The sequence below is a fragment of the Pseudomonas sp. B20 genome (assembly GCF_020515755.1).
Classification (GTDB): domain Bacteria; phylum Pseudomonadota; class Gammaproteobacteria; order Pseudomonadales; family Pseudomonadaceae; genus Aquipseudomonas; species Aquipseudomonas syringae.
On record NZ_JAHPJG010000002.1, the window covers coordinates 167191 to 189613 of the forward strand.

General features: G+C 57.7%; 19 protein-coding genes, 2 tRNA genes and 1 pseudogene. 8 read left to right on the forward strand and 14 right to left on the reverse strand.

Translation table 11 applies throughout. The features are described 5' to 3' along the window. Positions 1 to 18: 18 nt before the first annotated feature. From tolA to LIX91_RS03645, 11 genes are all read right to left on the reverse strand, one after another. Positions 19 to 1089 (reverse strand): cell envelope integrity protein TolA, encoded by a 1071-nt coding sequence (gene tolA / locus LIX91_RS03595; protein ID WP_003314366.1) that lies wholly within the window; start codon positions 1087 to 1089, stop codon positions 19 to 21. Then, a complete protein-coding gene (tolR, locus tag LIX91_RS03600) occupies positions 1089 to 1553 on the reverse strand; it encodes a protein TolR (RefSeq protein ID WP_002554654.1) in 465 nt (154 codons plus the stop codon). The genes tolA and tolR overlap by 1 nt, the downstream gene beginning before the upstream one ends. 14 nt (positions 1554 to 1567) lie before the next feature. After that, positions 1568 to 2263, reverse strand: a complete 696-nt coding sequence (tolQ, locus tag LIX91_RS03605; protein WP_002554655.1) for a protein TolQ — start codon at positions 2261 to 2263, stop codon at positions 1568 to 1570. Then, positions 2253 to 2720, reverse strand: a complete 468-nt coding sequence (gene ybgC / locus LIX91_RS03610; RefSeq protein WP_003314364.1) for a tol-pal system-associated acyl-CoA thioesterase — start codon at positions 2718 to 2720, stop codon at positions 2253 to 2255. Before ybgC ends, tolQ begins: the two co-directional genes overlap by 11 nt. A 134-nt stretch (positions 2721 to 2854) precedes the next feature. Further along, positions 2855 to 3916 (reverse strand): Holliday junction branch migration DNA helicase RuvB, encoded by a 1062-nt coding sequence (gene ruvB / locus LIX91_RS03615; RefSeq protein ID WP_003409396.1) that lies wholly within the window; start codon positions 3914 to 3916, stop codon positions 2855 to 2857. Beyond that, on the reverse strand, positions 3917 to 4525 hold the full coding sequence (gene ruvA, locus LIX91_RS03620) for a Holliday junction branch migration protein RuvA (protein ID WP_003364731.1): 609 nt from the start codon (positions 4523 to 4525) through the stop codon (positions 3917 to 3919). 86 nt (positions 4526 to 4611) lie between these two features. Further along, a complete protein-coding gene (ruvC, locus tag LIX91_RS03625; RefSeq protein ID WP_003314361.1) occupies positions 4612 to 5136 on the reverse strand; it encodes a crossover junction endodeoxyribonuclease RuvC in 525 nt (174 codons plus the stop codon). Between the two features lie 130 nt (positions 5137 to 5266). Further along, positions 5267 to 6013, reverse strand: coding sequence for a YebC/PmpR family DNA-binding transcriptional regulator (locus tag LIX91_RS03630; RefSeq protein WP_103362959.1), 747 nt, complete (start codon positions 6011 to 6013; stop codon positions 5267 to 5269). Positions 6014 to 6129: 116 nt separating this feature from the next. Next, the gene (gene aspS / locus LIX91_RS03635) at positions 6130 to 7905 is read right to left on the reverse strand and encodes an aspartate--tRNA ligase (RefSeq protein WP_002554661.1); all 1776 of its coding nucleotides are present in this window, start codon (positions 7903 to 7905) and stop codon (positions 6130 to 6132) included. A gap of 292 nt (positions 7906 to 8197) precedes the next feature. Next, positions 8198 to 8542, reverse strand: a complete 345-nt coding sequence (locus LIX91_RS03640; RefSeq protein WP_003314357.1) for a ribbon-helix-helix domain-containing protein — start codon at positions 8540 to 8542, stop codon at positions 8198 to 8200. A gap of 341 nt (positions 8543 to 8883) precedes the next feature. Then, a complete protein-coding gene (locus tag LIX91_RS03645; protein WP_003314356.1) occupies positions 8884 to 9357 on the reverse strand; it encodes a Dps family protein in 474 nt (157 codons plus the stop codon). Positions 9358 to 9826: 469 nt separating this feature from the next. Here LIX91_RS03645 and LIX91_RS25605 point away from each other — a divergent pair, with 469 nt between their 5' ends. Then, positions 9827 to 10435: a cold-shock protein gene (locus tag LIX91_RS25605; RefSeq protein WP_003409391.1), complete on the forward strand. Its 609-nt coding sequence runs from the start codon at positions 9827 to 9829 to the stop codon at positions 10433 to 10435. Between the two features lie 64 nt (positions 10436 to 10499). Here the strand turns inward: LIX91_RS25605 and LIX91_RS03655 are convergent, their stop codons facing one another. After that, on the reverse strand, positions 10500 to 10706 hold the full coding sequence (locus LIX91_RS03655; RefSeq protein ID WP_003364741.1) for a SlyX family protein: 207 nt from the start codon (positions 10704 to 10706) through the stop codon (positions 10500 to 10502). 2 nt (positions 10707 to 10708) lie between these two features. Further along, positions 10709 to 11134 carry an HIT family protein gene (locus LIX91_RS03660; RefSeq protein ID WP_032702690.1) on the reverse strand — a complete coding sequence of 142 codons (426 nt, stop codon included), beginning with the start codon at positions 11132 to 11134 and terminating at the stop codon, positions 10709 to 10711. Positions 11135 to 11993: 859 nt separating this feature from the next. Here LIX91_RS03660 and LIX91_RS03665 point away from each other — a divergent pair. From LIX91_RS03665 to LIX91_RS03675, 3 genes are all read left to right on the forward strand, one after another. Beyond that, a complete protein-coding gene (locus LIX91_RS03665) occupies positions 11994 to 13340 on the forward strand; it encodes an OprD family porin (RefSeq protein WP_024639923.1) in 1347 nt (448 codons plus the stop codon). Positions 13341 to 13511: 171 nt separating this feature from the next. Continuing rightward, positions 13512 to 15227 (forward strand): proline--tRNA ligase, encoded by a 1716-nt coding sequence (locus LIX91_RS03670; RefSeq protein WP_226487991.1) that lies wholly within the window; start codon positions 13512 to 13514, stop codon positions 15225 to 15227. A 65-nt stretch (positions 15228 to 15292) separates the two neighbouring features. After that, the gene (locus LIX91_RS03675) at positions 15293 to 16249 is read left to right on the forward strand and encodes a lipoprotein (protein ID WP_003390980.1); all 957 of its coding nucleotides are present in this window, start codon (positions 15293 to 15295) and stop codon (positions 16247 to 16249) included. 48 nt (positions 16250 to 16297) lie between these two features. Here the strand turns inward: LIX91_RS03675 and dinB are convergent, their stop codons facing one another. Continuing rightward, positions 16298 to 17359, reverse strand: coding sequence for a DNA polymerase IV (gene dinB, locus LIX91_RS03680; protein ID WP_226487992.1), 1062 nt, complete (start codon positions 17357 to 17359; stop codon positions 16298 to 16300). A 261-nt stretch (positions 17360 to 17620) separates the two neighbouring features. Between dinB and LIX91_RS03685 the strand changes: the two genes are divergently transcribed. The 4 genes and pseudogenes from LIX91_RS03685 (at position 17621) to LIX91_RS03700 (ending at position 22402) form a co-directional block, all read left to right on the forward strand. Then, positions 17621 to 17697 (forward strand) — tRNA-Met (locus tag LIX91_RS03685). A gap of 302 nt (positions 17698 to 17999) precedes the next feature. Continuing rightward, positions 18000 to 18076 (forward strand) — tRNA-Met (locus LIX91_RS03690). A gap of 374 nt (positions 18077 to 18450) precedes the next feature. Then, positions 18451 to 21068 (forward strand): annotated as a pseudogene (mprF, locus tag LIX91_RS03695) (bifunctional lysylphosphatidylglycerol flippase/synthetase MprF). Continuing rightward, positions 21068 to 22402, forward strand: coding sequence for a virulence factor family protein (locus tag LIX91_RS03700; RefSeq protein WP_226487993.1), 1335 nt, complete (start codon positions 21068 to 21070; stop codon positions 22400 to 22402). Before mprF ends, LIX91_RS03700 begins: the two are co-directional and overlap by 1 nt. Positions 22403 to 22423: the final 21 nt, after the last annotated feature.

Genomic DNA, 22423 nt, shown 5'->3' on the forward strand with positions numbered 1-22423 from the left:
GTCCTCGAAAAAGGTTGATCACAAGGCTAGATCTCCAGGTGTGAATGTCATCTTGAATGAACGATAGGGCGCGAAGTCAGCCGGCTTCAGACCCTGCATTTCTGTCAAACGTCCAATGTTCTTCACCGCAGCAACCGCAGAGCTGTCAAACGGCCCGTCGCCACTGGATTTGGCAATCGATACAGAGGCAATCGTACCGTCGGGCAACATCCCGATCTGCAACGTTACCGACATGTTGTTACGTGCCGATGGTGGACGACTCCAGCCTTCGGAAGCCCTGACACGAATCAGGTCATCGAAACTGCCAGCCGTTTCATCGCCCCGCTCGTCAGCCAAAGCCTGTTGCCGCTCCGGTTTATCGGAGAGCAAATCGGCCAGTGCCTGCGCCTTCTTGTCTTCAGCGGATTTACGAGCTGCTTCCTGCGCCTTCTTGGCGGAATCGGCAGCGGCTTTTTTCTTCGCGTCCTCGGCAGCCTTTTTCTTGGCGTCTTCTGCGGCCTTTTTCTTGGCCTCATCAGCAGCCTGTTTCTTGGCTTCCTCGGCAGCAGCTTTCTTGGCGTCTTCTTCGGCTTTTTTCTTCGCCTCTTCTTCGGCCTTTTTCTTGGCTATATCAGCCTGTTGCTTATCTTCAAGCTTTTTGGCGTCGGCAACCTTTTTGGCTTCATCGGCTTTCTTGGCATCGTCAGCCTTTTTGGCCTCCTCTGCTTTCTGTTCGGCCTTTTTGGCTTCGTCGGCAGCTTTCTGCTCTTCGGCTTTTTGAGCGGACTCTTCTTTCTTTTGTTCCGCAGCTTTTACAGCTTCCTGTTTTTGCTGCTCGATCTTTTTCTGCTCCAGCTGTTCGACTTCTGTTTGTCGCGCAGCGGTTTTCTTCGCCTCACCGGCAATCTTCTGGTTGGTCTGGGTAGTGGCCTGGCTCTTGGACTTGAGCTGATAGAGCGTTGCCTGAACGATAGGCTTGGCTTCGGGCAGATCCGGAGTCATGGCAAAGCTGACGAACAGCATGCCGAAAATCAGAATATGCAATGCCACGGCCCAGACACTGGGCCAGAAGTAGCTTTCCGAGGCGGACGGCTCTCGAATCGGCTGCATCAGGGTGCCTCGGTAATCAAGCCAACGTTCCCTACCCCAGCCTTCTGCAGCCCGCCCATGGTGCCCATGACCGAGCCGTAATCGACGGTCTTGTCACCACGAATGAAAACCTGGGTCTGCTTGCCTGCGTCACGACCGGCAGCGACGATCTTGGTCACTGCGGCAGTCAGCTGTGGCAGGGTCATTGCCTTGTCCATCTGCTTGTCGGTATCGACTTCGCTGCCAAGGTTCCAGTAATAGGTCTTGTCAGCCTTGATCGAAATGGTCAGGACCTGATTGTTGTTGTCTTGCGGCAAAGCCTCGCTGGAGACCTTGGGCAAGTCGACTTTCACGCCCTGGTTGATCATGGGAGCCGTCACCATGAAAATCACGAGCAACACCAGCATCACGTCGATGTAGGGCACTACGTTCATTTCGGCGACCGGCTTGCGTTTTCTGCGACGATCTCGAGCGATTAAAGCCATGGGGAATTACCTGCTCACTCTTCGCTGGTGTGCACTTTACGGTGCAGGATGGCCTGGAACTCGTCAGCAAACGTGTAATAACGGCTGATCAAGGTCTCACTGCGCGCGGCGAAACGGTTGTAGGCAATAACGGCCGGAATGGCTGCAAACAGGCCGATGGCCGTTGCAATCAGTGCTTCGGCAATGCCCGGTGCAACGGTAGCCAGCGTTGCCTGCTGCGCAGTCGCCAGACCGCGGAAGGAGTTCATGATCCCCCAGACAGTACCGAACAGACCGACATAAGGACTGGTAGAACCGACGGTCGCCAGATACGGCAGACCGGCTTCGAGTTTCTCTTCCTCGCGGGAGATGGCAACACGCATTGCGCGCGCCACACCTTCCATGACCGCATCAGGATCGACGCCGGACTGCTGACGCAGACGCGAGAACTCCTTGAAACCGGCACGGAAGATCTGCTCGACGCCCGAGTCCGGATCGGGATTGCTGCCCGCCTGACGGTACAGTTTGGACAGATCGATACCCGACCAGAAACGCTCTTCAAAGCTGTCCAGTGCACGTCGACCTGCGCGCAGCATATTGCTGCGCTGAAAAATCACGATCCACGAAGTGACCGAAGCAGCTACCAGAATCAGCATTACCAACTGAACAACAATGCTGGCATTGCTGACCAAACTCCACATGGAGGAATGGTCGACGACGTTAGCTTCCACGCTTTATCTCCTGCTCTGAATGTATGCCCGCGCCGCCCTGGTCGGCGAAGGCCGCTCGCAGAGCTTCGGGAATGGCCCGGGGTTTAAAACTATCGGCGCGTACACACGCCACCAGGAACTGCCCTTCACAGAGCAGCGTTGCATCCGACGCCCGCCTGATCTGCTGTTTAAAGCGCAGGCTGACGCGATTCAATTCGGTTACTTCTGCACTGACGAGCAGCTCGTCATCCAGCCGCGCCGGCTTGTGATAACGAGCCTCACTGGAGTGCACGACAAATAAAAGGTTTTCCTGCGCCAGTTCGGATTGGGCAAAGCCCAATTCCCGTAGCCGCTCGGTACGAGCCCGCTCCATGAATTTCAGATAATTGACGTAGTAGACGATGCCGCCGGCATCGGTGTCCTCGTAATAAACGCGACAGCGATGTGCGAACGACTGAACCCCGTTTTGCGCGCGCATACTCTAGAGCTTACTCCTCAGGTTGCCAATCGGGTCAGGCAACTGTTTTTCAACGTTTTGCCACTTAGTTACAGGTATCGGCGGCAGGACTGGCAATGTGACCACGCAGACTGCAAATAAATTGCAAAGCATCGCTATAAATCCACAGGTTCGTCGCCAAAATCATCCGGCACCGGTATCTCGCCCATCCTCGACGGGATATTCAGGCCGAAATGCAGATACGCATGCCGGGTCACCACACGCCCTCGAGGTGTGCGCATGATATAGCCTTGCTGGATCAAATAGGGCTCGAGTACGTCTTCGATCGTATGACGCTCTTCGCTGATGGCCGCCGCCAGGCTGTCCACGCCCACCGGACCACCGTCGAACTTCTCGATCATGGTCAGCAGCAAACGCCGGTCCTGATGATCGAAGCCGTGCTCGTCGACGTCCAGCAGGTTGAGGGCCTTGTCGGCTGTCTGCCGGGTAATCTGCCCATTGCCACGAACCTCGGCAAAATCCCGTACGCGACGCAACAGGCGGTTGGCGATACGCGGCGTGCCACGGGCGCGCCTGGCAATCTCGAAAGCGCCCTGCGGCTCAATGACCAAACCCAGAATGCCTGCCGAGCGCGAGACAATCGTCGAAAGATCGGCGATGTTGTAAAACTCGAGTCGCTGCACGATGCCGAAGCGGTCGCGCAACGGATTGGTCAGCATGCCGGCACGAGTGGTCGCGCCGACCAGCGTGAACGGCGGTAGATCAAGCTTGATCGAACGCGCTGCCGGCCCCTCACCGATCATGATGTCGAGCTGGAAGTCTTCCATTGCCGGGTACAGCACTTCCTCGACGATCGGCGACAGACGATGGATCTCGTCGATGAACAGCACGTCATTGGGTTCGAGATTGGTCAGGATCGCGGCCAGATCGCCGGGCCGCTCGAGGACCGGGCCGGACGTACTCTTGATCGACACGCCCATTTCCTGGGCGATGATGTTGGCGAGCGTGGTCTTGCCCAGGCCGGGCGGACCGAAGATCAGCGTGTGGTCCAGCGCTTCGCTGCGACCACGGGCAGCCTGGATGAACAACTCCATCTGCTCGCGCACGGTCGGCTGGCCGATGTAGTCCGCGAGGCTCAGTGGCCGAATCGCGCGGTCCATCTGTTCATCACGATCACGGCCACCAGTGGCGGTTATCAGGCGGTCGGCGTCTATCACTTAACCCATCCCCTTCAACGCACGGCGAATCAGATCCGCACTGCTCAAATCTTTTTCCTTGATGGCGGAGACAGCCTTGCTCGCCTCCTGAGGTTTGTAGCCCAGCGAAATCAGTGCGCTGACCGCATCGGATTCTGCCGACGCTACAGGCTCAGCCTGATTGGGGCCATTGGAAACCAGCGTAAAGGTGCCTGGCAAGGACTCCCAGGCCTTGAAACGATCCTTGAGCTCGACCAGCAGACGCTCGGCGGTCTTCTTGCCCACGCCGGGAATGCGCGTCAGCGCCGACGTGTCCTGCGCCTGCACGCAACGCACCAGCTCATCGACTTCCAGACCGGACATCAGCGCCAGTGCCAGCTTGGGGCCGACGCCATTGAGCCGGATCAGCTCACGAAACAGCTCGCGCTCGCGCTTTTCGTAGAAGCCGTACAAAAGGTGCGCGTCCTCACGGACCACCAGGTGGGTGTGCAACGTCACCGTCTCGCCAACATGCGGCAACCGGTACAGGGTGGTCATCGGCACTTCCACCTCATAGCCGACACCGTTGACATCCAGCACCAGATGCGGAGGCTGCTTTTCGGCGAGAGAGCCGCGTAAACGTCCAATCACGTTTCAGATCCTTTCGTGTTGCCTGTCGCTCGCGCGAAGAAGTTGAACACCGTCATCATAGAAAATATGCGGACACATAATGCCAGTCAGAGCCGCAAGCGGCCGCCGCGACTGCGCGCAGTGGCCAACCCGTGAGGAATCAGACTGGAGCGCGTATGCGCGTGGCACAGGGCGATGGCAAGGGCATCGGACGCATCGATTTGCGGCTTTTGGGTAAGCTTGAGCAGATGCATGACCATCATCATCACCTGTTCTTTATTGGCACCGCCGGTTCCTGCAACGGCCTGCTTGACCTGGGTTGCGGTGTATTCGGCAATTTCCAGCGCTTCCTCGGCACCCGCCACGATGGCTGCGCCCCTGGCCTGCCCCAGCTTCAATGCCGAATCGGCGTTACGCGCCATGAAAACCTTCTCGATGCCCATCGTCACCGGTCCGTAGGTCTTGATGACCTCCCGCACACCGCGATAAACGATCTGCAAACGCTCGTGCAGCTCGCCGCTGCCAGTGCGGATGCAGCCCGACGCAACATAGACACAGCCGCGTCCGGTGTCGCGTACCACGCCATAGCCGGTGATTCGCGAACCGGGATCGATACCAAGAATAAGAGTCATAACGCCTGCAGCTTGAGAAGGTCACGCAAAACAATAGGTGCAGCATAAAGGCAGAAGCCGGGGGCCGATAGCTGCGTGTTGCTCACAGCTTCGTTCCCCCGGCTTCCGACCTGGTGTTGCCTGTGAGCGATCAGCCCAGATGTTCCATCACTTCGTCCGGGATTTCCGCGTTTGAATAGACGTTCTGCACGTCATCCAGGTCTTCGAGCATATCAATCAGCTTGAGTACCTTTTCGGCGGTTTCCAGATCAAGCACAGCGCTGGTGGTCGGCAGCATGACGATCTCTGCATCTGCAGCCTTGAAGCCCGCCGCCTCCAATGCGTTACGCACCGCATAAAACCCGGAGAACGAGGTGAACACATCGATCGAGCCGTCTTCATTGGTCACGACATCGTCAGCATCGGCCTCCATGGCAGCCTCGATCAGCGAATCCTCATCGACACCGGCAGCGAAGGAGATCTGGCCCTTGCGATCGAACAGGTAGGCAACAGAACCGTCGGTGCCGAGATTGCCGCCGCATTTGGTGAACGCGTGGCGTACAGCCGCCGCAGTACGATTGCGGTTGTCGGTCATGGTTTCAACCATGACCGCCACGCCGCCCGGACCGTAGCCCTCGTAACCCAGCTCTTCGACATCATCACCGTCGGAGGCCCCTACTCCTCGCGCCACCGCACGATCAATGGTGTCACGGGTCATGTTCGCACCAAGCGCCTTGTCCAGCGCCAGACGCAGACGCGGGTTGGAACCGGGATCACCGCCACCCTGACGGGCAGCAACGGTCAGCTCACGGATCCACTTGGTGAAAATCTTGCCTTTCTTGGCATCCTGACGCTCTTTGCGGTGCTTGATGTTCGCCCACTTAGAATGACCTGCCATTTTTCGCTCCAGATTCTTTTTGAAACACCTTCACCTTTCGCCCTGAAAAACCGGGCAAAAAGCTTCACTCAATAAGGGCAGATACAGGGCGTATCGACGATACGCCCTGCCCGGCATCACTCGGCCTTCGGCTGCTCGCGCAGACGGATGTGCAGCTCGCGCAACGCTTTGGCATCGACAACGCCAGGCGCCTGGGTCATGACATCGGCCGCGCTCTGGGTTTTCGGGAACGCAATCACTTCACGAATCGATTGCGCGCCGGTCATCAGCATTACCAGACGGTCCAGACCGAAAGCCAGACCACCGTGCGGTGGCGCGCCGTATTTCAAGGCATCGAGCAGGAAGCCGAACTTCTCCTGCTGCTCGTCTTCGGCAATGCCCAGCAGACGGAAGACCGCCTGTTGCATTTCCTTGCGATGGATACGGATCGAACCGCCGCCCAGCTCGGTGCCGTTGAGCACCATGTCGTAGGCACGCGACAGCGCGGTCGCCGGGTTGGCTTCCAGCTCTTCAGGCGTGCACTTGGGTGCCGTGAAGGGGTGGTGCAACGCGGTGAAGCTGCCGTCGTCGTTTTCTTCGAACATCGGGAAGTCAACGACCCACATCGGTGCCCACTCGCAAGTGTGCAGCTTGAGGTCATTGCCGATCTTGATACGCAGCGCACCAAGGGCCTCGCTGACGATCTTGAACTTGTCCGCACCGAAGAAAACGATGTCGCCATCAACCGCACCAACACGATCGAGGATGACGTTCAGGTTGTCTTCCGGAATGAACTTGACGATCGGCGACTGCAAGCCTTCCGGCCCCTTCGCGCGCTCGTTGACCTTGATGTAGGCCAGACCCTTGGCACCATAGATGCTGACGAACTTGGTGTAGTCGTCGATCTGGCTGCGCGCCATGCTGGCGGCGCCCGGTACACGCAGTGCGGCAACGCGTCCCTTGGGATCGTTGGCCGGGCCGCTAAACACCTTGAATTCCACGCCGGTGAGCTGATCGGCAACATCCACCAGTTCCAGCGGGTTGCGCAGGTCCGGCTTGTCGGAACCGTAGCGGCGCATGGCCTCTTCGAAGGTCATGTGCGGAAAATCACCGAACTCCAGGTCCAGAACTTCCTTGAACAGCTGACGAACCATCTTCTCGGTCAGACCGATGATGTCCTCTTCATTAAGGAAGCTGGTTTCGATGTCGATCTGGGTGAATTCCGGCTGACGGTCAGCACGCAGATCTTCGTCGCGGAAGCACTTGGCGATCTGGTAGTAACGGTCGAAGCCAGCCACCATCAGCAGCTGTTTGAACAGCTGAGGCGATTGCGGCAGGGCAAAGAAGCTGCCCGGGTGTGTGCGGCTTGGCACCAGATAGTCGCGAGCGCCTTCCGGGGTGGCGCGGGTCAGGATCGGCGTCTCGACGTCGAGGAAGCCGTTGTCATCCAGATAGCGACGGATACTGGTAGTGATGCGCGAACGCAGACGCAGCTTCTCGGCCATTTCCGGACGGCGAAGATCGATGAAGCGATAACGCAGACGTGTTTCCTCGCCGACGTCGGAATACTCATTCAGCGGGAACGGCGGCGTTTCGGACTCGTTCAACACCTCGAGCTCGTAACCCAGAACCTCGATGGCGCCTGACGCCATGTTCGCGTTCACGGCACCTGCCGGGCGAGCACGAACCTTGCCCACGACCTTGACCACGTACTCACTGCGCACGCGATCAGCGGCAGCGAAGCTGTCGGCACGATCCGGGTCGAACACGACTTGAGCCATGCCTTCACGGTCGCGGATATCGAGGAAGATAACGCCCCCGTGGTCACGACGACGGTGGACCCATCCGCAAAGGGTAATTTCCTGGCCTTCCAGACTCTCGTTCAGTTGGCCGCAATAATGGCTGCGCATCATGATGGTGTTTTCACTTCTCGTAATTCGAATTCGGTGGCGATTTCGCTCCTGGCTTGCGCTCAGAGGTACAAGGCACCGGCACAAGGCTAAAGCCGGCCCTGGCCCACGCAGAGTCACGCCCGCTAGCAAGACGGAGGATTATATAGAGTTAATTGGCACCGTGCAGCCGGACGAACCTATTAACGACCGGATAAGCTCATGATCACCCCGCGCAGCCGAGCCGTTCGCTCGCGCTGCGGGGGAAAGCGCAGGCCCACCTGAGCGAGCCCACAGGAATGAGGATAAAGCCACGCTAGACGTGAGAATTTTCCAGGCAGTCGCCCTTCAAAAGATGCGCCACACAGACAACACGAATCAAACCACTGAAATTCTTCACACCTCCGTACCGTAAGTGAACCTCCCGATCAATGTAGGACAGTACCGCATTGACGGAGCACTCATTACTACTGGCGATACCTGAAAGAATGTTCCAGTACACTTTCTCCAGACGCAGGCACGTCGCCAGGCCGTTAAGTCGAACGGATTTTGAGTGCGGCTGCGCCAGCGTCATATTGAAATCCTCGACAAAAGGATCATGGCGTATTTCCACCTCTCGGTGCAGCAACTTAAGCTCTCGCTCAGCACTTCGTAACATCATAACCGCCACCTTCGAATCATTGAATTTTAAACACCAAAAGAAATATTCAAAAACAAATAAATGTCCCGATGTATAAAACATGATTGGCGATTTTATAGCCAGAAGCCCCTACACGTTGTCACTGTAGGAGATGGCTACAGGAAACAACGGAATATCGTTATTAACCTTGAAGGGGACACCAATAAAAGCGAGAAGAGCTGCAGCGCAGCGCGCGACTGCTGGGCTTCGGCTTGCCCGAGCGATTGCGCAATGAAAGCAGGTGCAGGAAGTGACAGGTGTGACGGGCGAAGAACAACTCAGGAACGGGACGAGTAGCACTTGAAGCCACTCGTCCCTGGCCGTTACTTGGACTCAAGCATCGAGCGCAGCATCCAGGCGGTTTTCTCATGAACCTGCATGCGTTGCGTCAGCAGGTCAGCCGTCGGCTCATCACTAACCTTATCCAGAAGAGGAAAGATACTACGAGCAGTACGGACAACAGCCTCTTGACCCTGCACCAGACTTTTGATCATATCTTCAGCACTGGGTACGCCTTCTTCTTCCTTGATGGAAGACAGGCGCGCATACGTCGAATAAGTACCCGGCGCCGGAAAGCCCAGAGCACGAATACGCTCGGCGATGGAATCAACCGCCAGTGCCAGTTCGTTATACTGTTCTTCGAACATCAAATGCAGCGTGCGAAACATCGGCCCGCTGACATTCCAGTGAAAGTTGTGAGTCTTGAGGTAAAGCACATAAGTATCCGACAGCAGATGCGACAGACCGTCCACGATCGATTTGCGATCCTCTTCACTGATACCGATATCGATTGCCATGTTTCATGCCCTTTTGGTGAGGATTGAAAAGCAGTAAAGACGACTACTCTATCAAGAGAACCCGAATGGCGCAGCTTTCCGTTGGCAGGACGATGTCTGCTGGCAGCGACTCACACCAGCCCCACGGCTATTCACACGGGGCTACAGCGGGCGCCTGGGAGAGAAAATCCTCGCGCGCCTCGAAGAATCATCAGCAAAATACGCCAGAGCGCTCTGTTTCGGCATCCGCAGACGCATTAAAGGACAGAGGACTGCCAGGGCCGGAGAGGCCCCCTTACCATTATCGATTGCTGATTTGAGTAGGATCAGGCTTTGCTGTTAAATACACGCCGTGTCGCCAACGAGTTGTCATCCAGCGCTGGCACATAGGCCGGCCCGGCGCCCGTGCATCACGCCTCATCTTGTTCAGAAGCGTACCGGGCGTTACCAGCTATTTCTTGTAATCCTTCTTGCATGTGAGCTTTTTAAAATGTTGAAAATCGTCCATCTGGTAACGGGAGCAGCAGCCCTGTTGCTTTCTTTCATACCGAGCCTGCGTAGTGAAGCGGCATCTCTCTACCTGCAAAATCCTGACGCGATTTGCCTGGCTTTTCTAGGACTGCTTAACCTGATACTCGCTCCGGTCATTCCTTACTGGAATCGAGGCCCGCGTCATAATCTGCAAAATCTGGTCAGTGCACTGCTTGTCATCGCGGTAATCGTACAAACGTTAACCTTGCTTGTTCCTCTACCCGACATCGCCGGTCAACCTGCCATTCTGGTGAGCCTGGCTGTCGCCATCGTGGCCGTCGCCCTGCACCTGGGCGTCAGCTTTTACAGGTCTTACACCCCCTCGTCCGCGCCGCAAAGCCACGATATGGGAAATCGTGATACTGGCACCGTAAAGTGGTTCAACACCTCCAAGGGCTTCGGCTTCATCTCCCGGGATTCCGGCGACGATATTTTCGTGCATTTTCGCGCCATTCGCGGTGAGGGTCATCGCGTACTGGTCGAAGGACAGCGCGTCGAATTTTCCGTGATGAACCGCGACAAAGGCCTGCAGGCCGAAGATGTCATTGCAGCCCTGCCCCGCCGCTGATTGTTTCAAGCAACAAAAAACCGCGACCTCCTGACGGAAGTCGCGGTTTTTTTATGGCAGCTGATCAATAGTGAGGTGGCGGCGCATCTTCCTCGAAGGTCTCGAACTGACTGCCCATTTCCTCCTGACGCTTGAGCATCGCCGCCATCTGCAGTTGCAGATGATCAAGCTCGCGCCGCTGCTTTACCAGCACGTCATTGAGTGCCTGGATCGTATCGTCCTGAAAGGCCATACGGCTTTCAAGCTCCATGACTCGCTCTTCAAGGCTCATGATTACTCCTCCTCAAATCGAAAATCATTTGTCAGTACCGACTTCAGCTGCCGGCGGATTGCCGAGAGCTGTTCGTCGGTATAAGCGATGGCAGCCTGCTTGCCCCACACGGGCGCAGGCCAGGCGGCATCGTCACGTTTGCGCACGATGACGTGCATATGCAGCTGGCTCACTACGTTGCCCAAGGCGGCAACGTTGATTTTATCCGCCTCGAAGAGCTCGTTCAGCACCTTGGCCAGCGCACTCGTTTCCTGCCACAACTGCATCTGATCTGCTGCACTCAGCTGAAAGACTTCGGTGATATCTGCGCGGCGCGGCACCAGAATGAACCAGGGGTAGTGGCTGTCGTTGGAGAGCAGTAACCGGCACAGCGGAAAGTCGCCAATCGGCAAGGTGTCTTGTTGAAGACGGGAATCCAGAACGAACACGATAAAAAGCTCCTGATTGCCAGGTGAATGCACCTGCCCTGTCGGTAACAGGGTGCTGCGATAGACAGGCAGGATACTAGGCTTCGCGTAAGGCTTCACCTATGCACCAGAATGCACCCACCACAACGGTCGCCGCACCGATTTGACGCCACTGACTGACTGCGGATCCCGCTGTAAACAGCCTCACCTTGAACCACCGCCTTACAATTGCCTGCCTCGCGTACATGAAAATGAAACATCCATTGCATCACCATGACCGCCATCCAGAGCAATGCTCCAGGTTCAGGCGAGCCCGATGGGGAATGCACCAAAATCACACACTGCTGTTGCGACAGCAACACAACGGATTCGTTTTCTACTCAATTTAAGCCTATACCGGTAACGTTTTTGGGCGAGAGGGGCAGAAACCACCCTTGGTGCAGAAAAGCCAGAAGCATTTTCAAAAAATAAAAATAGTCAATTAAAACAGCTAGATGGAGCAAAAATGCGATCTTGATTCTGATTTTTCACAAAATTTTTTCATTTTCGGAAACTTTGTGCACGCTTGTTGCTTTATCACCCATATGATCACGACATCCCTGGCGGAAAACAGGGGTGACAGAATCAAGGGAAAAACAAGGCTTGCGACCCTGAGGGACGCCGTGACGGACCGCACTTTGATCGATCCGACAATGTGCAGAATGCCACTACAGGCTGGCTCGGCTGCGCGTCGTAAAGATTCTGAAAGGATAAGGCTGTAGCTATAGCAACCCAAGTCAGCGTGATATAGATTCCGCCGACAAAAATAGAAAGAGCCGCCCAGATAAAAAAACAGGTGGGACGGCAGACAAATCTTCTAAAAACCAAAGGAGCAATCACGATGAGAGTGATGAAGTGGAGCGCAATCGCACTGGCCGTTACGGCAGCCAGCGCCCAAATGGCAACAGCCGCACCTTTCGTCAGCGATCAGGCTGATGCCAAGGGCTTTGTGGAAGGCAGCACGCTTGACCTGAAGTTGCGCAATTACTATTACAACCGTGACAAGAAAAACAACCCTGCTCCAGGCGGCCGCAGTGACAAAGACTGGACCCAGGGCATCTGGGCCAACTTCAGCACCGGCTACACTCAAGGCACCATCGGTGTAGGCGTTGAGGCATTCGGCTACGGGGGCCTCAGGCTTTGGGGTCTCGACAAATACTCAGGCTCTGGAAACCTGGTCACTGACGCCAATGGTGATAACGAGGCTACGCAGGGCAAGCTGGGCGGCGCTGTAAAATTCCGCGTATCGAAGACTGAATTGAAAATCGGTGATATGCAGCCTACCAGTCCAGTATTTGCGGTTGGCGGATCACGCCTGCTACCTCAAACCGCTAGTGGTCTAAGCCTGCAAAGCAGTGAGATTGCAGGTCTTGATCTTGAAGCAGGACACTTCTACTCGGGCACAAGCCAGGATGACACCAGTCACGACGGCAGCATCTGGGCAACTTACGCAAACGGCTTCAACGGCCTGAAAGCCAGCAGCGCAGATTTTGTTGGCGGCAAGTACGCAGTGACCGACGGTTTGGGCGTAGCTTTCTATGCAGCCAAACTCGAAGACATCTGGGATCAGTACTACGGTAACGTGAACTACGCATTGCCTTTGGGGAATGATCAGTCACTGGCTTTCGACGTCAACCTGTACCGCACCCTTGACGAAGGCAGCGCTAAAGCCGGGTCGATTAACAACACCACTTACTCGGCATCGGCAGCCTATTCATTCCTGGCAGCGCATACCATTACCGTTGCGTACCAGAAAGTCGACGGCGATACACCGTTCGACTACATCGGTATAGGCGACAACAATCGTGGCGGCGACTCGATTTTCCTGGCCAACTCTGTTCAGTACTCTGACTTCAACGGCCCAGGCGAGAAATCGTGGCAAGTGCGCTACGACCTGAACATGACACCTTACGGCGTTCCTGGCCTGAGCTTCATGACACGCTACCTCAACGGTGACAACATTGATGGCACCAAAGTAGACGCGTCCAGTGCCTATGCCAACATGTATGGAGCTGACGGCAAGCACCACGAAACCAACCTTGAAGCCAAATACGTTGTACAGACTGGCCCGGCCAAAGACCTGTCCTTCCGTATGCGTCAGGCATGGCACCGTGGTAACGATGCCCAGGCAGATGGCGACGTCAACGAGTTCCGCCTGATTGTCGATTACCCGATCTCGATCCTGTAATCCCCGCTCAGCACTCGTTAATAGAAGAAGCCCGGCACATGCCGGGCTTTTTCATGAGCCCATGAAAGCGCTTCAACTCCACCTGCAAGCCAGCCCCGCCCTGTACGCGACCGGCACAGCGCCGTACAATGCCAGGTCATTTCCTGTCTCAGCAACCGACAACGGCCAACCATGCGCACCAGTCAATTTTTGCTCGCCACACAGAAAGAAACCCCTTCCGATGCGGTCGTGGTCAGCCATCAGCTGATGCTGCGCGCCGGCATGATTCGCAAGCTGGCCTCCGGCCTCTACACCTGGCTGCCCATGGGCCTGCGCGTACTGCGCAAGGTCGAAGCCATCGTTCGTGAAGAAATGAACGCCGCAGGCGCACTCGAAATTCTGATGCCCGGCATTCAACCCGCAGAACTGTGGCAGGAATCCGGACGCTGGGAGCAGTATGGCCCGGAGCTGATGCGTCTGGTCGACCGCCACAACCGTGAGTTCTGCCTGGGCCCGACCCACGAAGAAGTCATCACCGATCTGGCACGCAATGAGCTCAACAGCTATAAACAGCTGCCGATCAATCTGTACCAGATCCAGACCAAATTCCGTGACGAGATCCGCCCACGCTTCGGCCTGATGCGTGGGCGCGAGTTCGTCATGAAAGACGCCTACTCGTTCCACGCCGATCACGCATCACTGCAGGTCACCTACGACCGCATGCATCTGGCGTACAGCAACATCTTCACCCGACTGGGCCTGAAGTTCCGCCCGGTCGAAGCGGATAACGGCTCGATTGGTGGCGCCGGCTCTCACGAATTCCACGTACTGGCCGAATCCGGCGAAGACGATATCGTGTTCAGCGACGGCTCCGATTACGCAGCCAACATCGAAAAGGCCGAGGCGATTCCTCGCGAGAAGACGCGCCCTGCCGCTACCGAAGAGCTGCGTCTGATCGACACGCCGAACGCCAAGACCATCGCCCAACTGGTCGAAGGTTTCGGTCTGCCAATCGAGAAAACCGTCAAGACGCTGGTGGTGCATGCCGCCGAAGAAGGCAAGCTGATCGCCCTGATCATCCGCGGTGATCACGAGCTCAATGAAATCAAGGCCAGCCAGCTGGAACAGGTCGCCAATCCGCTGGTCATGGCGTCCGAAGCCGAGCTGCGCGACGCCATCGGCGCAGGCGCGGGCTCACTGGGCCCATTGAACCTGCCACTGCCGTGCATCATCGACCGCTCTGTCGAGCTGATGAGCGACTTCAGCGTCGGTGCCAACATCGACGACAAACACTATTTCGGCGTCAACTGGGAGCGCGATCTGCCGGTTCCGACCGTTGCCGACCTGCGCAACGTGGTTGCGGGCGACCCGAGCCCGGACGGCAAGGGCACGCTGGAAATCAAGCGCGGCATCGAAGTAGGCCACATCTTCCAGCTGGGCACCAAGTACAGCGAAGCGATGAAGTGCCAGGTGCTGGGTGAAAACGGCAAGCCGGTCAATCTGGCGATGGGTTGCTACGGCATCGGTGTTTCCCGAGTGGTTGCAGCTGCCATCGAACAGAACAGCGACGAAAACGGCATCATCTGGAACGATACCCTCGCGCCGTTCCAGATTGCGCTGGTCCCGCTGCGCTACGAGACAGACGCCGTTCGTGAAGCGACGGACAAACTGTACGCCGACCTGACGGCTGCCGGTTTCGAAGTATTGCTCGACGACCGCGACAAGAAGACCAGCCCGGGCATCAAGTTCGCCGACATGGAACTGATCGGTATCCCGCACCGCATCGTGGTGAGCGACCGAGGCCTGGCCGAAGGCAATCTGGAATACAAGAGCCGTACCGAATCGCAACCGCAAGCCATTGCAGTCGCGGACGTGCTGTCGTTCATCCAGGGCAAAGTGAACCGCTGAGTCAAAAGGCGCACCTGCTCGCAGGTGCGCCGCTCTTCACTCGCCCAATCCGCATCAGAGATCCCATGCTCAAACGAAGCACCCTAAGCCTCGGCAGCGCCGTTCTGTGCGGCTCATTTCTCGTCGGCGGCTGTGCCAACCAGCTCTCTCAGCGCAGCGAGCACGAGGAGCGAGTCGAACGCAAACTGCTCGAACATACTCTGCAAGTCGATATCGGCGAACCCAAGACACTGGAGTTGCCGCAACGCCGCGTGCGGATTCACGAGCACAAATCGTTCGAGGTCACCGACTTTGAAGTCACCCGCCACTATGACCGCTACACGCCTTACCAACCGTGGCGGGAGGTCTACGAGATCCCGCTCGGCGCAGTCGCTGTTGTCGCAGGTGTCGGGGCCAACGTGGTCAACGTGTTTGCGCTGGGCAATTTGCCGGAAAGCATGACCAAGGACTGGATTCACTATGGCGTGGCAGGTCTCAACCCGTTCATGAATGCCCCGTCCCACGGTCGCGCCGAGCAGAATCTGGCGAGCATCGACGAGGTTCAGAAGGACAAGCGGATCGAGAACTCCACCCTGCCCTGGAATGAACGCCCGGTGATGGTCAAGGCCGGCAATGAAACTCACGAAATGAGCACTGACCGCAACGGCATCCTGCGCCTGAACCTGCTGGACAGTCCGTTTGCCGAACAGGACCTCAGCCGCATCACGCGCATTTATATCAACGTCGAAGACGATCAGGACAGCGCGCACACGAGCGCCAGTTTGCCCATCAGCCATTCGCTACGCGGCAAGCTGCTGGAGGCGCACGCCCTGATCTACGACGACCTTGAAGATGATGAGGTCAGCCAGTGGGTGCATCGCGTCAAGCGTCTTTCTGATATGGGGCTGGAAGAAGAAGCCAGCGAGCTGGAACAGAACCTGATCGAACTGACGCGCAACGATCCACAGTTGCAGGGTGAATTTCTCAAGTCACTCGCCAGAGACGCTGGCCGCCTGGTCGCCGTTCCTGCCCAGAGCCAGTAACAAGTGCTTGTAACATGAAAAGCCGCGGCGTATAACCGCGGCCAGTCATTATCGAGAGAACAATTCCAGCTGCTCATGGGCTGCACGCAGATCGTGCAGACGCACGCCTATGCCCAGTAATCGCACCGGCTTGCCACCGCGGGCGAACGCCTGAGCCAGCAGTTGTTCATAACTGCCCAGATCCCTGCCGGCTCCCGATTGCTCGAGAGTTGTCTGCGTAAAGTCGTGAAACTTCACTTTGACGAACGGCTTGCCGGGCCGGTACTGCCCTTCCATTCTGGCCATGCGGCCACTCAGGGTTTCCAGCAGGTCGGGCAGCTTTTCCAGGCAGGCCGCCAGGTCGGGCAGATCCGTGTCGTAAGTATTTTCAACGCTGACTGACTGACGTCGGCTGTCATTCTGCACCGGTCGGTCATCGATCCCGTGCGCCAGACTCCAGAGGCGCTCGCCAAAGCTGCCGAACTCGCGAACCAGCGCGAGCTTGCTGCGGCTTCGCAGGTCGGCGCAGTCGATGATACCCAGCCGGCCGAGCTTGTCTGCGGTGACCTTTCCTACGCCATGAAGCTTGGTGACCGGCAAGGAAGCGACGAAATCCTCGACCTGATCCGGCGTGATGACGAACAACCCGTTGGGCTTTTTCCAGTCGCTGGCGATCTTGGCGAGAAACTTGTTGGGCGCAACGCCCGCCGACACGGTGATGTGCAACTGATTCGAGACCCGGCGACGGATGTCCTGCGCGATGCGCGTGGCGCTGCCGGAAAAGTGCCCGGCATCGGACACGTCCAGAAAAGCCTCATCCAGAGACAACGGCTCTATAAGGTCGGTGTAATCGCGAAAGATCGTGTGGATTTCCCGCGATGCTTCTTTATAAGCATCCATGCGCGGCTTGACGATGGTCAGGTCCGGGCAGAGCTTGAGCGCATGCCGGGACGACATGGCCGAACGAACGCCATAGGCGCGCGCCTCGTAATTACAGGTCGCAATCACCCCGCGCCGCTCCGCAGAGCCGCCTACCGCCAGCGGCTTGCCAGCGAGGTCGGGCTCGTCACGCATTTCAATGGCTGCATAAAAGCAGTCACAGTCGATGTGGATGATTTTGCGCTGCGTCATGACCTGATGGGATTTTGCAATCAATGGCCGCGCAGTATCTCATTCGTACCGCCAAGTAACATCCAATGATGCGAAAGGCCGCCATGAAAAGTAGTCAAAAGCCCATCATGCATGACCGAAACAGCTGCAAAGCCCCGTCATGCAAGCGCCGATACCGTGCAGACCGATCATCTGGATCCGCTAAGCATTTGAAGAAAAAGCACTTTTTTGAAACTAACCATTGACACCTCGTCATCTCTCTGTAGAATGCCGCCACACAGACGCGGGATGGAGCAGTCTGGTAGCTCGTCGGGCTCATAACCCGAAGGTCGTCGGTTCAAATCCGGCTCCCGCAACCAAACATCAAGAAAGGCTACTCGAAAGAGTGGCCTTTTTTGTGCGCGCCTGAAAAGCACCCTTCTCAAGCCCGGACATCGGGCCATGCCTCGCGCAGATATACAGCGCTCCCCGGCGCCCTGCGGTAAATCCTGACGGCCCGGCCGTACGCTTTCCTGATAATGCTCCACGCAGGCATGCTGCTCTGAAAACCGCGCATCCGACCCCCAGCGTGCAAAATGTGCACAATCCGCTGCTCATTTGCATACTTTGCGGATTAAGGGTTGACACTTCGGCGTTCGGCTGTAGAATGCCGCCACACAGACGCGGGATGGAGCAGTCTGGTAGCTCGTCGGGCTCATAACCCGAAGGTCGTCGGTTCAAATCCGGCTCCCGCAACCAAACATCAAGAAAGGCTACTCGAAAGAGTGGCCTTTTTTGTTTCCGGTAAAAAAGCAGCGCGGGCAACGGCTAACTGTCTGACAAAAAAGACTATTTCCAAAGCCCTTTGAAACCCTATCATCACATCTGTAACGTAATGCGTGCATTTACGACAGTTTTTGCGTGCGCTGCCGATAGGTGTTACTAAGCTGAATCACGACTGAACCGTAGCTGAACAGCATCACCCGGCTCGATTCGCTATTCGCTCGTTAGACGTTGACGCGCTAACATCCTGAAATATTTTCTGCGTAGGGATTGGTAACTTGGCTGCATACCTCCATCCTGTCGCGCACGATCCAAGGAGTGATTGATGCGCGACAACATGTCCGATTCCAATGAAACCATTGATGCAGAGCAACCCGTCAGCCCACCGCGCCATAACTGGCGGGAGCTGCTGAGCAAATACCGACAGCCCATAGGGCTAGCGGTGATGCTGCTGTTGTTCAGCCTGGCCCTTATAGCCTGCCGCCACATGCTGGTCGAAATGGACTGGTATGCGCTGCATGACTCGCTGTTCGCAGTCCCCCTGCCCGCCCTGGGCGGTGCGCTGCTCGCGGCAATCGTCGGCTATATCATCCTGATGGGCTATGAACTGTCCGCCAGTCGTTATGCCAACGTCGACCTGCCCATAAAGACGCTGCTTCTCGGCGGCTTCACCTCGTTTGCCATCGGCAATGCGGTCGGCCTGTCGATGCTGTCCGGTGGCTCGGTGCGCTACAGGCTTTATTCACGCCATGGCGTAGGCGCAATCGAAATCGCCCGCATGACCGTGTTCGCCAGCCTGTCACTGGGTTGTGCGCTGCCGCCGCTGGCTGCACTGGCCACGCTGAGCAACCTGTCAGGCGCGTCACTGGCACTCAAACTTCCCGTGGACGTGCTGGCTGTAGTCGCTACAGCGGTGTTGATCGGCAGTCTGTTGCTGGCGGTGTTCGTCTACCGTCGGCGCCTGCCGGAACAGGACATCCCGCACAATATTCTGGTTCGTCTGGGTCGTCGCACCTTGCGCCTTCCGGATTTGAAGCTGACGCTGATTCAATTGGTGATCACCGCGCTGGACGTCGCCGCCGCAGCGATGGTGCTGTACCTGCTGCTGCCGCATGCGCCGCCGCTGGGTGCATTCATCCTTATCTACCTGCTGGCGCTCGCGGCTGGCGTGCTCAGCCATGTGCCTGGCGGCGTCGGCGTGTTCGAGGCGATTCTGCTTGCGGCCTTTGCCAACGAGCTGGGTGCCGCCCCGCTCGCCGCTGCGCTGCTGCTGTATCGCCTGATCTACGTGATCCTGCCGCTGCTGCTGGCCTGCCTTACCCTGCTGTTTACCGAGGCCCAGCGCCTGCTGCCGACCCGGCAGGCCATGCGCGTCGCTTCAGGGCTGGCGGCACCGATTCTGGCACTACTGGTTTTCTTGTCGGGGGTGGTGCTGCTCTTCTCTGGTGCCACCCCTGAAATCGATACCCGCCTGGAAAACGTTGGCTTCATGATCCCGCATCGACTGATCGATGCGTCGCACTTCGGGGCCAGCCTGGTGGGTGTGCTGTGCCTGCTGCTCGCCCAGGGCCTGCGTCGTCGACTGTCGGCTGCATGGATGCTGACCTCTATTTTGCTGCTGGTCGGTGCAGTGCTGTCGATACTCAAGGGCTTCGACTGGGAAGAAGCCAGCATGCTGCTGCTGACCGCCTGCCTGCTGCTGACCTTCCGCCGTTCCTTCTACCGTCCAAGTCGCCTACTGGAGCTGCCGTTCTCGCCGGTCTACCTGATTGCCAGCATCTGTGTGGTCGGCGCCTCGATCTGGCTGCTGCTGTTCGCCTATCAGGACGTACCCTACAGTCACCAGTTGTGGTGGCAGTTCACGCTCGATGCAGACGCGCCGCGCGGCCTGCGTTCGGCGTTGGGCAGCGCAGTACTGCTGGTGGTGGTTTCGCTGACCTGGTTGCTGCGTACTGCCAGACCGGTCATCAAGCTGCCCGACGCGGCAGACCTGGACAAGGCAGCCGAGATCCTCAAAGCATCCAAACAGCCGGATGGCGGCCTGGTGCTGACCGGCGACAAGGCGATCCTGTTCCATCCGGCCGGCAATGCGTTCCTGATGTACTCGCATCGCGGCCGCAGTCTGGTAGCGCTTTACGACCCGATCGGCCCCACACAGCAGCGTGCCGAGCTGATCTGGCAGTTCCGCGACCTGTGCGACGTGCACCATGCGCGTCCGGTGTTCTACCAGGTACGTGCAGAAAACCTGCCGTTCTACATGGACATCGGTCTCACCGCCATCAAGCTGGGTGAAGAAGCGCGCGTCGACCTGCGGCGCTTCGACATCGACGCCAAGGGCAAGGAGATGAAAGACCTGCGTTACACCTGGAACCGGGGTGGCCGCGACGGGCTTTCGCTGGAGATCTACGAACCGGGCCAGGCGCCGATCGACGAGCTGAAAGTGATTTCCGACGCTTGGCTGACGGGCAAGAATGTCCGTGAAAAAGGCTTCTCGCTGGGCCGCTTCAGCACTGAGTACCTGAAGTACTTCCGCATTGCCATCGTGCACTTCCAGGGCAAGCCGGTCGCGTTCTCCAACCTGTTGGAAACCACCAGCCCGGAACTGGCCAGCCTGGACCTGATGCGCTCTCACCCGGATGCACCCAAGCTGACCATGGAGTTCATGATGGTCGGCCTGATTCTGCATTACAAAGCCCAGGGCTACGCGCGCTTCAGCCTGGGCATGGTGCCTTTGTCGGGCCTGCAGCCACGACGCGGCGCACCCATCACCCAGCGTCTGGGTTCGATGATCTTCCGCCGTGGCGAACAGCTGTACAACTTCCAGGGGCTGCGTCGCTTCAAGGACAAGTTTCAGCCCGATTGGGAACCTCGTTATATGGCCGTGCCTGCCGGACTCGATCCGCTTGTGGCACTGGCTGACACCGCCGCCCTGATTGCGGGCGGCCTGACTGGATTGGTGAAACGCTGATGATTCGACGCTCCTGGCGCCTTTTGCTCGCAGCTCTGGTAATTGTTCTTTTAATCGTGGCGCTGGGAGTCTGGGTCTGGACCCGCCCCGCTCCGCCCGCATCACTGGAACACTCGAACCTTGACGGTGGCGCGCCGCTGACCAGCGTAACGCCGGCCACCAGCATCAAGACCCGTATCGCACTGGCCGTTACCGCTGAAGACATGCTGAGCGACAAGCAATTGCTGGCGATCAGCAAGGATGCGTCGGCACGCATCATTCAGGTGGTGTTGCCCAAGGACGACTGCGTCTTGCAACAGAAGACCTTTCAGGACGCCCTGACAAAGCTCGACGGCCCGGCAAAGGTCGTCGGCGGCATAGGCCCTGGCGCGACACTGGCCTGGCGCTGGCTGGCCGGACAGACCGATGACAAGGCGCAGGCCATTTCGGTAGGTTTTGCGCTCGAGCATGCCTCGAATCCGCCGCCCGTTTTGGAAGAAGACGAGAAGCCGCCACAGATCTGCGACGTACCGCTGCCACAAAAGGCTGCGCACGGGCACTGGCTGGCCGCCTGGAACGACGCGCCGGATGATCCGAGCGCAGCGTTCGTGCGCGACCAGAGCAACGCCGACACCAGCATCAGCGACTACGACATCCCGCTGCCCCAGGTACTCAATACCGAACTTCGTCATCTGCTGCTCGGCGAGAATGACAGCGGCGGACTGGGCATACCGACGGTCGAAGTTCCGGCCAGCCAGCCTTCCGACACCGTGACGCTGTTCATGTCCGGTGACGGCGGATGGCGCGACCTGGACAAAGTCGTGGCCGGCGACATGGCCAAGATGGGCTACCCGGTGGTCGGCATCGACGTGCTGCGCTACTACTGGGAACACAAGACGCCGGAACAGACCGCCGTCGACCTCACCGACCTGATGAACCACTACCGTCAGAAATGGGGCACCAAGCGCTTCATTCTGGCTGGCTACTCGTTCGGTGCGGACGTCATGCCGGCGATCTACAATCGCCTGGCAGCAGACGATCAGAACCGGGTTGACGCAATCATTCTGCTGGCCTTCGCACGCACTGGCAGCTTCGAGATTCACGTCGACGGCTGGCTTGGCAACGCAGGCAAGGAAGCCACCACCGGACAGGAAATGGCCAAGCTGCCAGCCGCCAAGGTGTTCTGCGTTTACGGCGTCGAAGAGAAGAAAGACAGCGGTTGCACTGACACCACCGCCATTGGCGAAGCGGTCCAGTTGCCAGGCGGTCATCACTTCGATGAGGACTATCCGGCGCTGGCCAAACGTCTGATCGACGCGATCAACAAGCGTCAGGGCAAGACTACCGCTCAGTAACGCTGCAGTCTGCGACCCAAA